The organism is Aeromonas enterica (assembly GCF_054052465.1).
This window is the reverse complement of record NZ_JBSTYL010000034.1, coordinates 1-13,486: the sequence shown is the minus strand read 5'-3', so window position 1 is coordinate 13,486 and position 13,486 is coordinate 1. Positions and strand designations below refer to the sequence as shown.

13 protein-coding genes, 1 other RNA gene and 1 pseudogene are annotated in these 13,486 nt (G+C 51.5%); 14 read left to right on the top strand and 1 reads right to left on the bottom strand.

The genetic code is table 11. The features are described 5' to 3' along the window. Positions 1–164 precede the first annotated feature (164 nt). The 14 genes from ACW5XD_RS22160 (at position 165) to ACW5XD_RS22095 (ending at position 12,309) form a co-directional block, all read left to right on the top strand. On the top strand, positions 165–965 hold the full coding sequence (locus ACW5XD_RS22160; protein ID WP_456496754.1) for an enoyl-CoA hydratase: 801 nt from the start codon (positions 165–167) through the stop codon (positions 963–965). Next, positions 962–2,074: an enoyl-CoA hydratase/isomerase family protein gene (locus ACW5XD_RS22155; protein WP_456496753.1), complete on the top strand. Its 1,113-nt coding sequence runs from the start codon at positions 962–964 to the stop codon at positions 2,072–2,074. The genes ACW5XD_RS22160 and ACW5XD_RS22155 overlap by 4 nt, the downstream gene beginning before the upstream one ends. 75 nt (positions 2,075–2,149) lie before the next feature. Further along, positions 2,150–3,070 carry a 3-hydroxyisobutyrate dehydrogenase gene (gene mmsB / locus ACW5XD_RS22150; RefSeq protein ID WP_456496752.1) on the top strand — a complete coding sequence of 307 codons (921 nt, stop codon included), beginning with the start codon at positions 2,150–2,152 and terminating at the stop codon, positions 3,068–3,070. A gap of 65 nt (positions 3,071–3,135) precedes the next feature. Continuing rightward, positions 3,136–3,897: an SDR family oxidoreductase gene (locus ACW5XD_RS22145; protein WP_456496751.1), complete on the top strand. Its 762-nt coding sequence runs from the start codon at positions 3,136–3,138 to the stop codon at positions 3,895–3,897. A gap of 388 nt (positions 3,898–4,285) precedes the next feature. Further along, positions 4,286–5,722, top strand: coding sequence for an arginine-ornithine antiporter (arcD, locus tag ACW5XD_RS22140; protein ID WP_456496750.1), 1,437 nt, complete (start codon positions 4,286–4,288; stop codon positions 5,720–5,722). A gap of 90 nt (positions 5,723–5,812) precedes the next feature. Then, positions 5,813–6,601, top strand: coding sequence for a sulfite exporter TauE/SafE family protein (locus tag ACW5XD_RS22135; protein ID WP_456496749.1), 789 nt, complete (start codon positions 5,813–5,815; stop codon positions 6,599–6,601). A 101-nt stretch (positions 6,602–6,702) separates the two neighbouring features. After that, positions 6,703–6,799, top strand: an RNA gene (gene ffs, locus ACW5XD_RS22130) — signal recognition particle sRNA small type. A gap of 115 nt (positions 6,800–6,914) precedes the next feature. Next, positions 6,915–8,150 carry a tyrosine-type recombinase/integrase gene (locus ACW5XD_RS22125; RefSeq protein WP_456496748.1) on the top strand — a complete coding sequence of 412 codons (1,236 nt, stop codon included), beginning with the start codon at positions 6,915–6,917 and terminating at the stop codon, positions 8,148–8,150. A 317-nt stretch (positions 8,151–8,467) separates the two neighbouring features. Beyond that, the gene (locus ACW5XD_RS22120; RefSeq protein WP_319913706.1) at positions 8,468–8,806 is read left to right on the top strand and encodes a hypothetical protein; all 339 of its coding nucleotides are present in this window, start codon (positions 8,468–8,470) and stop codon (positions 8,804–8,806) included. 6 nt (positions 8,807–8,812) lie between these two features. Beyond that, positions 8,813–9,115, top strand: a complete 303-nt coding sequence (locus tag ACW5XD_RS22115; RefSeq protein ID WP_456496747.1) for a hypothetical protein — start codon at positions 8,813–8,815, stop codon at positions 9,113–9,115. Positions 9,116–9,169: 54 nt separating this feature from the next. Beyond that, positions 9,170–10,021: a hypothetical protein gene (locus ACW5XD_RS22110; RefSeq protein ID WP_456496746.1), complete on the top strand. Its 852-nt coding sequence runs from the start codon at positions 9,170–9,172 to the stop codon at positions 10,019–10,021. A gap of 955 nt (positions 10,022–10,976) precedes the next feature. Beyond that, positions 10,977–11,177, top strand: a complete 201-nt coding sequence (locus ACW5XD_RS22105; RefSeq protein WP_456496745.1) for a hypothetical protein — start codon at positions 10,977–10,979, stop codon at positions 11,175–11,177. 145 nt (positions 11,178–11,322) lie between these two features. Further along, positions 11,323–11,943, top strand: coding sequence for a helix-turn-helix domain-containing protein (locus ACW5XD_RS22100; protein WP_456496744.1), 621 nt, complete (start codon positions 11,323–11,325; stop codon positions 11,941–11,943). Positions 11,944–12,093: 150 nt separating this feature from the next. Then, complete coding sequence (locus ACW5XD_RS22095) at positions 12,094–12,309, top strand: hypothetical protein (RefSeq protein WP_456496743.1); 216 nt, start codon at positions 12,094–12,096, stop codon at positions 12,307–12,309. 476 nt (positions 12,310–12,785) lie between these two features. Here ACW5XD_RS22095 and ACW5XD_RS22090 read toward each other — a convergent pair. Then, a pseudogene (locus ACW5XD_RS22090) lies at positions 12,786–13,486 on the bottom strand (integrase core domain-containing protein); the annotation flags it as partial.

Genomic DNA, 13,486 nt, shown 5'->3' with positions numbered 1-13,486 from the left:
GTGATGGGATGGCGCATCGTCTGCTGCTTGTTGGCGCGGCCCGGCCTGTCGCTGGCATAACATATTATCTGCCCCTGAGCCGTCGCCAGGCTTTGTGAGCCAGCCGAAGGTCGGCTCCATTCAACCCTGTCATCATGAGGCAGGTTTTTGACAAGGACAACGCAATGACAAGGATCAGGCTCGAATATCACGGTCACGTGGCCTACATCACCCTCGACCATCCGCCCGCCAACACCTGGACCCTGGCCAGCCTGCAGGCCTTCTTGCAGATGATGGTGGAGCTGGACAGCCGCCCCGACGTGGTGGCCCTGGTTATCCGCGGGGCGGGGGACAAGTTCTTCTGCGCCGGCGCCGATCTCAAGATGTTTGCCGACGGCGATCTGGATCATGCTCGCGAGGTGGCCGAGGCCTTTGGTCGCGCCTTCGAGGCGCTGGCCGGTTTCCACGGCGTCAGCATAGCCGCCATCAATGGTTATGCCATGGGTGGCGGGCTGGAGGTGGCGCTGGCCTGCGACATCCGCATCGCCGAGCAGCAGGCCAAGCTGGGGCTGCCGGAGGCCTCCGTGGGCTTGCTGCCCTGCGCCGGTGGCACCCAGCGTCTCACCGAGCTGGTGGGCCCGGGCTGGGCCAAGCGGATGATCCTCTGTGGCGAGAAGGTGAGTGCCACCCTGGCCTACGAGATGGGGCTGGTGGAGGAGGTGGTAAAGGAGGGGCATGCCTGGGACGTGGCGCACCAGATGGCCCAGCTGGTGGAGCGTCAGAGCCCGAGCGCCCTGCGCGCCTGCAAGCGCCTTATCAATCAGGGACGCAGCGGCCATCGGGACGCGGCGTTGCCGCTGGAGCGCAGCCTGTTCCTTGAGCTGTTTGCAGACGCCAACCAGCGTGAAGGGGTGGCAGCCTTCCTGGAGAAGCGGCCACCGCGCTGGCAATACGAGGCATCTGCCAGGCAGGGGGATGAGGCATGAGTGAATCGGTACGCGTCACAACCCACCCCACGGCGGACGGCCATCATATCGGCGTGCTGACCCTGGACAGCCCAACCTCCCTCAACGCCCTGAGCCTTGAGATGATCCAGCTGTTGCAGGCTGCGCTGACCCGCTGGGAGCAGGACCCGGCCATCGTTTGCGTGTTGTTGCATGGGGCCGGCGAGAAGGCATTTTGCGCCGGCGGCGACATCCGATCCTTCTATTACCGCCAGCAGGAGGAGAGCGAGCAGGCGCTGTTTGGTTATGCGCGGGATTTTTTTGAGCAGGAGTATCGGCTTGACCACCATATTCACCGTTATGCCAAACCACTCATCTGTGTGGTGGATGGCATCTGCATGGGGGGCGGCATAGGCCTGTTCGCCGGTGCCGACTTTCGGGTGGTGACCGATAAGAGTTTGTTCGCCATGCCGGAGGTGACCATAGGTCTCTACCCGGACGTGGGGGCCAGCTGGTTTTTAAGCCGCATGCCGGGGCGACTCGGGCTCTGGCTTGGGCTGACCGGCGCCCGTTTCAACGGCGCGGATGCCATCGGCCTGGGGCTGGCGGATCACGCCATCGCCAGCAGTGAGCGTGCTGCCTTGTTGCCGCGGCTGGCTGCGCTGGAGTGGGGGGCAAAGGCCGCGCCGCGCGAGCAGATCGAACGGTTGCTGAGCGGCTTGCAGGCAGAGGCGGACCAGCCGCTGCCAGCGCCTGTGCTCTTGCCCCATCAGGCCAGGATCGATGCCCTGCTGGCTGGGTGTACCCTGCAAGGGGTGTTGGATCGGTTATACGATGCCGTCTTCGATCCCGAGCTTGGCGAAGGGAGCCTGGCGCAGGCCCGTGACACATGCTGCAGTGGCAGCCCCATCAGTCGCGCCATCCTCTGGCGTCAGTACTGGCAGGCGCGCCGCCAGTCGCTGACCGAGGTGTTTGCCGATGAGCTGGCACTCTCGGTCAACTGCGTGCTGAAAGGGGATTTTGTGGAAGGGGTGCGGGCACTGCTCATCGACAAGGACAGGTCCCCGCGCTGGCAGGCGCCGCAACCCGGCACTGACTGGCTGGATGCCTTCTATCGCTGGCCCGAGGGGAAAAATCCCCTGGCACCTTGAGCCTTCAAGTAGAAGGCGTCAGGGGATCAACAGACACAGGTTGCTGGATAGCCAGCACGGCAAGGAGCAGACGAGATGACAAGGATTGGGTTTATCGGGCTGGGCAACATGGGGGGCCCCATGGCCGCCAACCTGGCCAGGGCGGGGCACGGGGTCCGGGTGTTTGACTTGATGCCGGAGAGTGTCGCCAAGGCGATCGCCGCCGGTTGCATCGCCGCCGGGGATGCCCGCGAAACGGTGGCCGATTGCGACGTGGTCATCAGCATGCTGCCCGCCGGTGAGCACGTGCGCGGGCTCTGGCTCGGCGAGAGTGCCGGACAGGATCTGCTGGCAGCCTTGCCCGCGGGGGCCCTGGTGATCGACTGCTCCACCATAGACGTGGCCTCGGCCCGCCAGGTGGGGGAGGCGGCACGAGCCCGGGGGATCCGCTTTATCGATGCCCCCGTCTCGGGTGGCGTCGCCGGGGCGGCGGCGGGGACCCTCACCTTTATCGTCGGCGGCGAACTGGCGGATTTCGAGGCAGCCAAACCCGTGCTCGCCTGCATGGGGCAGAACCTGTTTCATGCCGGGGCGCTTGGAGCGGGCCAGATCGCCAAGATGTGCAACAACATGTTGCTCGCCATCCACATGGCGGGCACCGCCGAGGCGCTGGCGCTCGGGGTGAAGGAGGGGTTGGATCCGGGCGTGCTCTCCACCATCATGGGCAAGAGCTCAGGTAACAACTGGAGCCTGGAGCGCTACAACCCCTGGCCTGGCGTGATGGCGAACGTACCTGCCGCCCGCAACTATCAGGGGGGCTTCATGACCCGATTGATGGTTAAAGACTTGGGGTTGGCCATGGCCCTGGCCGAACATGCCCACAGCGCCGTGCCCATGGGGGCCCTGGCCCGCAACCTGTTCAACCTGCACGCAAGCCAGGGTCAGGAGAGCAAGGATTTTTCCAGTATCGTCGAGCTCTATCTGGATAAAACGCAGGACCCGTCACAGGCCGGTTAGTCTGCGGCAGTTTGCTCATCACCTCATCAAGCGGGCTGCAACTCAGTTAACAACAAGGAGTACCCATGGATATCAAGCAGAAAGTCATCGCCATCACGGGGGCGGGCAGGGGGCTCGGCCGCGCCATCGCCCTGAGCCTGGCCAGTCAGGGCGCCGTGCTGGCGTTGATCGATGTGAATCGTACCGATCTGGAGGTGACCGAAGCCGAGCTGCGCAGCCGTGATGGCCAGTGCGCCCTGTTCGTCTGCAACGTGGCGAGTGAAGCCGAGGTGGAGGCGACCTTTGCCGCGATTAAAGAGCAATGTGGTGCCCTGCATGGCCTCATCAACTGCGCCGGGATCCTGCGGGACGGCATGCTCATCAAGGTGAAAGAGGGTGAACTGGTGGAGAAGATGAGTCTGGCCCAGTGGCAGGCCGTCATCGACGTCAACCTGACCGGCACCTTCCTCTGTGGTCGCGAAGGGGCGGCCCTGATGGCCAGGGGCGGACAAGGCGGCGTCATCGTCAACATATCCTCCATCGCCCGTGCGGGCAACATAGGCCAGAGCAACTATGCCGCCAGCAAGGCGGGGGTTGCCTCCCTGGTGGTGACCTGGGCGCGGGAACTGGCCCGCCACGGCATTCGGGTCATGGGCATAGCCCCGGGGGTGTTTGCCACCGACATGACGGCGGCGATGAAACCGGAGGCGATGGCGCGCATGCAGCAGGCCATCCCGGTCGGCAGCCTGGGGGAGGCGCACCAGCTGGCCGAAACCGTGCATTTTATTCTCGCCAATGACTATCTGTCCGGGCGCATGATAGAGCTCGACGGTGGCTTGCGACTCTGAGTGTATCGGCGGTGAAGACGCTGCCCCTGGCCTCTGGCACAGGGGCATTTTTATTGAAGTATTTATCAACAAGCCAGCGTCATGCCCCCATCGACAAATTGAATACTCATGCAGGTCTGATCCGAAAAACGGGGGCGAAGTCATGGAAAAATGTGAAATATCAACGGGTCTTTCTTAATTTGAGCCAGCTCACAGGCGCTTGAGGTCAGTGCTGTAGAATTGCGCGCGGTCAAGACGGCGCATGATTGACGGTACGAGGGATTGCGGTCGGAATAGTCATGCAATATAGTTGCCGCCTTTTTCACGGGGTACGGATTTTTCGCCCCTCCCATATTGCGCGCAGTATGAATACGGATGCTCTGCCGCCGCCTAATCAAACAGGATTGAGATGGACAAGAAACTAGGGCTTGGCGCCCTCATCTCGCTGGTGATCGGCTCCATGGTCGGCGCCGGGGTCTTCAGTCTGCCACAAAATATTGCCGCTCATGCCAGCGCCGGGGCCGTTGCCCTGGGGTGGGCCATCACTGGTCTTGGCATGATCTGTCTCGCGCTGGTTTACCAGAATCTCTCCATGCGCCGCCCGGATCTCGATGGCGGTATCTTCAGTTATGCCAAGGCCGGCTTCGGCGATTTCATCGGCTTCAACGCCGCCTGGGGTTACTGGCTCTGTCAGCTGCTGGCCAACGTCTCCTACGCCATCGTGGTGTTCAGCGCCCTGAGCTACTTCTTCGATACCCCGGACAATGTCATCTTCGGCGACGGCAACACGCCCGTGGCCATCACGCTCGCCTCCCTCCTCATCTGGTCGGTGCATGCCCTGGTGCTGCGCGGGATCCAGGTCGCGGCCCTGGTGAACATAGTCACCACCATCGCCAAGATGGTGCCGCTCATCGTGTTCTGCGTTGCCATCCTGCTTGCCTTCAACATGCAGACTTTCACGCTGGATATCTGGGGCCACGACAACGTGGAGCTGGGATCCGTGATGGATCAGGTCAAGTCCACCATGAAGGTGACGCTCTGGGTCTTCATCGGCATCGAAGGGGCCGTGGTGGTCTCCGCCCGTGCCCGTCATCGCAAGGACGTGGGTCGTGCCACCGTGCTGGCGCTGCTTGGCGCGTTGGCGCTCTACGTCATGGTGACCCTGTTCTCCCTGGGGGTCATGAGTCAGCCGCAGCTGGCCGCCCTCAAGAATCCGTCCACCGCCATGATCCTGGAAGCCGTCGTGGGCCCCTGGGGTGCCTGGCTCATCAACATCGGTCTGGTGATCTCGGTGATGGGGGCCCTGCTGAGCTGGACTGTGCTGGCGGCGGAAGTGCCCTATATCGCGGGCAAGACGGGGGTTTTCCCTGGCTGGTTTGCCAAGGAGAACAAGAATGGCTCGCCCAAGGTATCGCTCTGGTGTTCTACCTGCCTGGTGCAAACCTTTCTCATCATCATCTACTTTCAGAGCAGCACCTATCTGGCGCTGGTCAACATCGCCACCTCGGCGGCGCTGGTGCCCTATGTCTTCTCCGGTGCCTATGGCCTCAAACTGGCGCTGAAAGGGGAGACCTACGAGGGTCAGCCTCATCAGCGCAAGCGCGACCTGCTGCTGGCACTGATTGCCACCCTCTATGGCTGCTGGCTGGTCTATGCCGCCGGTGTCGAGTATCTGCTGCTGGTGGCGCTGCTCTACAGCCCCGGCATCTTCATCTACTGGAAGGCACGTCAGCATCACGGGCTGCGCGGCCTCAACCGGCTGGAGCAGGGGATGACGGCGGCCCTGCTCGGTTGCGCCGTGCTGGCCTTCTACAAGGTGATGGACGGTACCATTCCCTTGAGTTAACCGGCACAATGAAGAGATGGCCCAAGGGCCATCTCTTTTTTATGTGCGCTCTGGTCTGGATGGTCAGGCGCCACCTGGGAAGGAATTTTTATGCTGTTTATGGGTTATCTGCTGCTGGGTGCTTTTGCGGGCATGTTGGCGGGGCTGTTCGGGATCGGCGGTGGTCTCATCATAGTGCCCGTGCTGGTACTCAGCTTTCACGCTCAGGGGGTGGCCCCCGATATCATTACCCATCTGGCGCTGGGAACCTCGCTGCCCACCATGATCTTCACCGGTTTCAGCTCATTGCGGGCACATCAGGAGGCTGGCGCGGTCGACTGGGTGGTGATCCGCCGATTGGGGGCCGGCATGCTGATCGGCGCCTGGCTTGGCGGCATGACCGCGAATCTGCTCAGCGCCAACACCCTCAACATCATCATCGGCTGCTTCGCCTGGACCATGGCGCTGCAGATGGGGCTCAACCTCAAGCCCAAGGCGGAGCGGCACCTGCCGGGACCTGTCGGCACCGGCATAGCAGGTACCGTCATCGGCTGGATGTCGGCGCTGTTTGGCATCGGTGGCGGCTCGCTCACCGTGCCCTATCTCAGCTGGAACAGCGTGCCGATGCGCAATGCGGTGGCGGCCTCCGCCGCCTGCAGCATGCCCATTGCGCTGGCGGGCAGTCTCAGCTACCTCTATGCCGGCTGGGGTCATGCCGATCTGCCTGAGTGGAGTGTTGGCTTCATCTACCTGCCTGCCCTGCTCGGCATAGTACTCACCAGCACCCAATTTGCCCGTGTGGGGGCAAAGCTTGCCCATAAACTTTCCCCGCAACGGCTCAAGCAGGCGTTCGCCCTGCTGATGTTGCTGGTGGGGGCCAAGTTCATGCTGTTTAGCTGATTCATTGGGCAGATTGTTGAAAAATAAGGCGAACGGTTCGTCCCTCGGCAGAAAGCCATTGCAATGAAACGGGACTTTGCTATTCTCCTCGCCGGTGGTCCCATTGGTCCTCTCGCATTGATAACTCGTCAACCTGGTCAGGACCGGAAGGTAGCAGCCAAGGCGGGGGACTCGAGTGCCGGGATGTGGCTGGTGGGGCCACCACCTGTTTCTGCAAATCCCGTTTAAGATCAGTAACTTAGCTTGTTGAAGGCAAGCTGTTTGTGTATCACTGTCACACAAACTGGCACACAATCCTCATAGGGGGTGCCATATGTTTCTGTTGAATAGAAATGGGATCTACTACTACCAACGAGTGACCATGTGTAATGGTCGTCGTCAGACCTTCCGTAAATCCCTCAAAACAAGAGACAAGGCACAAGCCCAGCTCTTGGCACTTCAAATTCACTTCAATCATTCCAGCCCTGATGTGCAGCAAGCTGTATGCATCTCCGATGCTGCTTGCCGTGATGTCATGTCTAAACCCGTTGGGTTTGAAGCTGAAGCATCAACGACACAACATCCCCCGCTAAACGGGCACGTTCACATCCCTGCTTGCACCGGCAGCCCCTCTGGGGTCGAGTCCCCCGTTGTACCTTCCGAACACAATCAAAACGAACTAGACCAAGGCTCAGCATCTGTAGATATGCTGGCTCGATATGTAGAGTCCTACATTGCGGAAAAGCAATTGTCATGGGCTCCCAAAGAGACCAAGAACCAGCAAAACTACATCAACACCTTTATTGAACACATTGGCGACAAATGTCTGTCTGAGTACACAAAGACTGATGCTGTCTCGTTCAAAACTTGGCTGTTGGGTTCTGGCAAGTCTCCGACCACAATCAATAAGTACATTCAAAAACTGAGTTTGTTGTTTAGTTGGCTATCAGACCATACAGAGCAAACAACAGACATCTTTAAAGGCTTGAAGCTGAAGAGGGTCAAAGAGGTCAACGTCAGATCCGGCTACACAGATCCAGAGCTTAAACAGTTCGATGTATGGGCCAAGGAGCAAGAGCCGTGGCGCATGTTCATCGCCATGATAGGGCGATACCACGGATTGCGTTCTAATGAAGCCTGCCAGCTCTACAGCGACGATATAGAGCAAGTTAATGGTGTCTGGTGCTTCAACATTCGAGCCATACGGAAAGATCAGAGCCTCAAGACAGAAGCAAGCCAACGGCTTGTCCCAATCCATGGCAAATTGTTGGCTGCTGGATTCTTGGAGTTTGTAGCAAGCAGGAAAGGGGGTAGGTTGTTCAAAGAGCTACCATACCGGAACAACTGCTATAGCCATCTGTTTGGGCAATGGTTCAGCCGTAACAGGCCGGTTGATAAAGATTTTCATAGCCTGCGGCACACGGTAGCCAGCAAGCTGAAAGCTGCGGGCATCCCTTTGCAGTATGCTGCTGCAATCTTGGGCCACACCAACAAAGCTATCAGTTATGACAGGTACGGTGGTGATGTTCCATTAGACAAGCTCAAAGAAGCGTTGGAGATTGCACTATGAACACAAAAATACTTTTAATGTTATCTCTCACGCTATCAACATTTGTCTATGGTGCAGCATATGACACATATCGCCTTGAGTCACAGGAGATAAAGGGAAAGAATCGTATTTGCTATTATGAAAATGTAAGAGGCGAGGGGCATACCATCACACAACCCAAAGCTAAACAGTGTAAACAACATATAAAATTGAATTGAATATCAACTTGTGATGTAAGTCATTGACACACAACATATTAATATATAGCCTCTTGGAGTCCTTCGGGACTCCTTTTGTTTAATTGTGAGCAAAGGGGAACACAATGCAAGAGGTAATTAATGAATAAAAAATACTTGTTTACGTATAAAGTTAAAGATGCGCAGGGTCATATTGGTCTTCATGTTCACCTCACTAATGATGTTATACAATATCCAGAGGACGGCTGCATTTTTATTCAAGCACACCACCCTGAAATTATTAAATCAAAAATTGAAGTAGAAAGGGTTTCTTCTATACCTTTGCATGATAAATACGACAGTGATAAACGAGAGAACAGAGAAGCCATTATATACGAGAAGATAAACGATTTTATGAGTAAAAATAACATTGTAGGATTCATATGGGAGAATCCTGAAGACGGAAACAGTGTTAAATATCCAGAGTTTTTCTCTAAGTGAGCCATTATGCAGCTAATTACAATAGAGATTTACTATGATGGCACAGTAAAAAATAAAATAATAATTGAAGATTATTGGTATATAGACAACACTGATGTTTACGATAGTATATTTAATACAATGGGGTGGAATTTACCAAACCCATCTATAATCCCTCAATGTCGTAGAGGCGATAGTTACACAGGCGACTCTTATTCAAAGGCTGATAAATACCACAAAGCAATTAAAGTTCAGGCTCCAGATGTTATCAAAATTGATTATTATTTAGATGATAAGGAATCTGAAAGGACTATTATATTCATAGCATAATGAAATCGGCGATCTCAATGGTCGCCTTTTGCTTTTAAATTTATGGGGGATGAAATGGCGGGAAGTGATAAGAAAAGTATGAAAACAATTTACTTCGTCGGAGGAATGATATTGCTGTCAATGTATCTATCTCGTGGAAAGGAACCAACTAGCAATGTTACCCAACATAACGAGTCACCAATCCACCTATCTGAAGGGGATTACAATGGCATATGTATCGGTGTTGTAAGCGCAGAAAAAGGCATAGATCCGAGCGATTTATTTTTTCAAAAATTTTATCTTCCATCCACTCCAGCAGTTCAAGTGTCAAATGGAAAGAAGATGTATGAATGCCAATTTCCTGATACCTTTGTTAATATTAGAGTCTCAGATGATCAAGGGAAAACATTCTCTGAGCTGAGTTCACAGAATAAATATAGGTATAAAGGAGATGGCATAGAACAATCAGGCTATTTCATAATGCAAAATGCCAACGGTGGAGAAGAATTATTCAAATTTCATAAAATAACTAGTGCTAATATAAATATCGGAGCGAAGCTGATAAGCAATACAGAGCTAAATAAAGTCTGCCAACAAGCAATTGCCATTGAATTTGGCAAAAAGCCTAACTTGATTAATGTTAAAGAACCGCTTGTTGTTGGTGGCGACACGATCAAAGTTGGTTATGTAAGACCACAAGATAAGACAGTATGGAACTATGAATGCAAAGTTAATATGAATGAGAATGGAATCGTTTGGAGAGGCCTGCCTGGGACAAATATCGATCACGTAGGCAGATGGCGTGATGGTTCAAATGGCTTTGAAGGTGAGGACTCTACTATTAATTTCAATGTATTAAAGAATGATATTAAAATTGCAGTGAAATATAGTGATGGTAGCAGAAGCACTGGAAACATAAAGAGATAATCCAAAATAGTAACGCACCCGTGTGCGAGACTAGGTGACGCAGATATGTGCGTAGGTAGTGACGTACACGGGTGCGTAAGGGTCACGCAGATATGTGCGTCGTAAAAGAAGAGATATAATAAAAGACTAAAAGAAAAGATATTAAAATAATATATGGGCTCGCCCTGTCTGTTGTCGCTTATGCTCCAACCTCCAATGTCGCCAACCGCTTCGCTTGTGGTCGCCCTAAACACAGTCATGGAATGATAATGTAATGATTGTGTTATCTATTATTCTTTATTTAATTTGATAAGACAAATAACCACTAACAATACATTCGTTAACACTCATTCCTTGTTGTGGTTCATAAGAATAGACAACACAAATATTATGTTCGTGTGCCACTCACTCCATACTTGTGTTTAAGGAACACATGGAATGATAATGTAATGGGTTTCTTGTTTTTCTTATAATATATAGAGTAATAGTTAACAAACTCAATGCGCTAACGCTCCATGAGTCTGTTACTCACCACTAAAACACATAATTATATGTTGTGTTATATATCTGAACAGATATTGTATGGGGGCTCAGCGATAGCTAATGTTGTTGTGTGATAATAATATAGTGTGGTTCAGATGGCCTCATGCCATTAATGTGCAATAGAATAGTACAAAATCGCTCTATTTTAAATTGTTGTGTGTTGACAGGGTGTTTATATAGGTAGAGTGTTGGAATTGAAATTTGATATGTTTTGGTGGGTCTAAGGGTATGTTTCGCAAATAGACATACATGTCAAATTTATTTTTTAAAAGTATTGAGTTTTTAGGAATAAATGATAAACTAGATATTATGAAGTGAGAAATTAAAGAAGTAATTACCTTTCCTTCATACCCACATCAATATTAATTGGCCTCCTGTTTCCTAATACAACAGGTTTGGCCTTTTTGCATTTAAATTTTATACGAGGATATCTATGGCATATTGGAATGTCGCAGAGGCTGTTGCAGAGTACATTGAGAAATATCAAGATTTAAAAATCGCAATTCAGCGAGCACAAACCCTGAAGCTAAGCTCACGAACAAAGAAACGTTCAGATTTCTGGTTGGCTGTTGAGCTTTCATTGAAGGAGCTGAAGCCCACCAAGCAACTAAAAACACGATACAAAGAGGAATAAATAATGCAACTAAATATCCCGCGTGACCTGTTGCGATATGTTATGGCAGAAAGCCAGAAACAGCGAGTAAGCGCACAGACAGTAATAATCCGAATGATCGACCAACATAAAAAATCCAATGATACTAATGATAATGAGGAACTAAATGAATCAGAAGAAAAACGAATCTAGCTTTTTCCGTGCATTCGATGAAATTTATAAAATTAAAAAAATCAAAGGCTATACCTTCAATCTAAACCACAAATCTGTTTATTGCTTCCTTCTTAATTATCAGATGATGAGTGGTAAGGTTTTTCCGTCCTATAAGCATATCCAAGATAATTTAGGGATCGGCAGCGATAACACTGTCAAAAAGTATCTTGATGAGCTTGAGGAGATGGGGCTGGTAAAGGCTACCTCCCGTAAAGGAACCTCGAAGCTCTATGAGCTTGTGACATTGGAAGGATTCAATGAATTAGATACAGAAGAACAGCAGACAAGAAAGCAGCCGAACAAGAATCTACATATTAAATCTGTTGTGAAGCCAGTAGGGCAACCCGAACCTAAAGGGCCTGAACCAGTAAGTAAACAAGACGACTTGCCTGACCCATTCCTTGATGATTGTGGTATATCTCATGATGATATGTTCGAGGAATTTATCCAAGCTAAACCCACAAAATATTCCTTCCGTCACGAACCTGGAAGATTATGTGATAAGTGTTTCAGGGATAGAAATGGTGAATGGGATTGTAGTGATGAATTTTGTCGAAATTGCATTCCTTTCTGAGGCCTACATGAACAGTAACAATAAAAAATTACAGATGTTTCGTGTATGGCTAAAGTTGCAACTTCTAATTTTAAAAATGGATGCATTATGAGACGTAGACATAAATTATGGTATTTCTTGAAAAATAAAACTAAACAAACTGGAGAATAAATGAGTATTACAACTGAACACCTAACCCACCTTGGAAGCATGATTAGCAAAAGCAATATTACCCAAAATGATAAATATGAAATTCTAGAATTCCTTGACGAAATCATTCATGCTCAAAAACTAAAGGATCATTTCATTTTGAATTTGGCTGTCATGTTCGACCAAAACGATATGCAAGAAATGGGATCCGAGTGTCGTAAATTTGTATTTGAATAAATTAAAACCATAATAATAAGAGGGAAAATGAAACTAAATATAACGGTCAAGGAATTTAAGAATCTAGATATTAATGATAAGTTAAATATTTTTGAATCAAGAACAAAAAGAAAAACAAGCAAAGTGCGCAGTTTAATTTATGGTGTTGGCTGTCTTGACGTAAGCTTTCCTGTAGCGATTAAGACAGAAGGGCGAGTTTTCTATCACCCAGCTTATCAGTGTTGGGCTAATATGCTGCGTAGAACTTACTATAATAAAAATAGTGTTAAATATAATCCTTGTATTGTCTGTGATGAATGGCATTCTTTTTCAAATTTTCATATGTGGTGGAAAGAGAACTTCATCGAAGGCTTTGAATTAGATAAAGATCAAGAAAGCATTATTCAATCGCTGCCAATAGCCACGTACAGTCCAGATACTTGTAGATTGTACAGATCTAGTTATCACCTGACACCGGCCTCAAACCGGTGTCTTATTTACGCTACTTTAGTGCGCACGTCCTTCGGTATCAATTTCATTCAGACCCTTCTTGAACATGCTGTAGGGAGTCTGTCCCTCCATCATCCTGCCCTGATGTGGTCGCTGGGTGTTGTAGTGTTCCAGGTAGCTATCCAGGTCTGTCTGCATCTGCTCTACCGACTCATACCAAGTCGTTCTCCCCTTGATACGGAAGTGTTCATCCAGCAAGGTTCGATGCAGTCGTTCGATAAAGCCGTTGCTCTGCGGCCTGCGTACCTTGGTGGTCCGGTGCTCAATCCCTCCAGTTGCAGGAATAGCTCGTAGGGATGGTGGTCAGGGCGCCCACAGAACTCGCGCCCATTGTCCGACAGGATGGTATAGACCCGTGCCTCGTGGGCCTCGAAAAATGGCAGCACCGTTTCATTGAGCACATGAACCGAGGTCACCGGCAGCTTGCTGGTGTAGAGCCGTCCCCAAGCGTGGCGGCTATAGCAGTCCAGCACGGTTTGCAGATACACCTTGCCAACCCCCTTGAGCGCGCCGACGAAGAAGGTGTCGACTGCCACCAGTTCTCCGGTGTAGTGAACCTCAATCTGGCGTTCGCGGAACTCGGGGCTGAAGCGTTCAAGCAGGCGAATTTGCTCGTCATTGAGCTCAATGGTCTGCTCCCGGTGAGTTTTCTCGAGGCGCAACAAGCGGTCGTGTTTGGAGAGCAAAT

Coding starts and splice junctions, on each gene's coding strand:
- mmsB (WP_456496752.1), top strand. CDS start 2,150: ATGACAAGGATTGGGTTTATCGGGCTGGGCAACATGGGGGGCCCCATG.
- ACW5XD_RS22155 (WP_456496753.1), top strand. CDS start 962: ATGAGTGAATCGGTACGCGTCACAACCCACCCCACGGCGGACGGCCAT.
- ACW5XD_RS22135 (WP_456496749.1), top strand. CDS start 5,813: ATGCTGTTTATGGGTTATCTGCTGCTGGGTGCTTTTGCGGGCATGTTG.
- ACW5XD_RS22100 (WP_456496744.1), top strand. CDS start 11,323: ATGAATCAGAAGAAAAACGAATCTAGCTTTTTCCGTGCATTCGATGAA.
- arcD (WP_456496750.1), top strand. CDS start 4,286: ATGGACAAGAAACTAGGGCTTGGCGCCCTCATCTCGCTGGTGATCGGC.
- ACW5XD_RS22095 (WP_456496743.1), top strand. CDS start 12,094: ATGAGTATTACAACTGAACACCTAACCCACCTTGGAAGCATGATTAGC.
- ACW5XD_RS22105 (WP_456496745.1), top strand. CDS start 10,977: ATGGCATATTGGAATGTCGCAGAGGCTGTTGCAGAGTACATTGAGAAA.
- ACW5XD_RS22115 (WP_456496747.1), top strand. CDS start 8,813: ATGCAGCTAATTACAATAGAGATTTACTATGATGGCACAGTAAAAAAT.
- ACW5XD_RS22160 (WP_456496754.1), top strand. CDS start 165: ATGACAAGGATCAGGCTCGAATATCACGGTCACGTGGCCTACATCACC.
- ACW5XD_RS22145 (WP_456496751.1), top strand. CDS start 3,136: ATGGATATCAAGCAGAAAGTCATCGCCATCACGGGGGCGGGCAGGGGG.
- ACW5XD_RS22125 (WP_456496748.1), top strand. CDS start 6,915: ATGTTTCTGTTGAATAGAAATGGGATCTACTACTACCAACGAGTGACC.
- ACW5XD_RS22120 (WP_319913706.1), top strand. CDS start 8,468: ATGAATAAAAAATACTTGTTTACGTATAAAGTTAAAGATGCGCAGGGT.
- ACW5XD_RS22110 (WP_456496746.1), top strand. CDS start 9,170: ATGGCGGGAAGTGATAAGAAAAGTATGAAAACAATTTACTTCGTCGGA.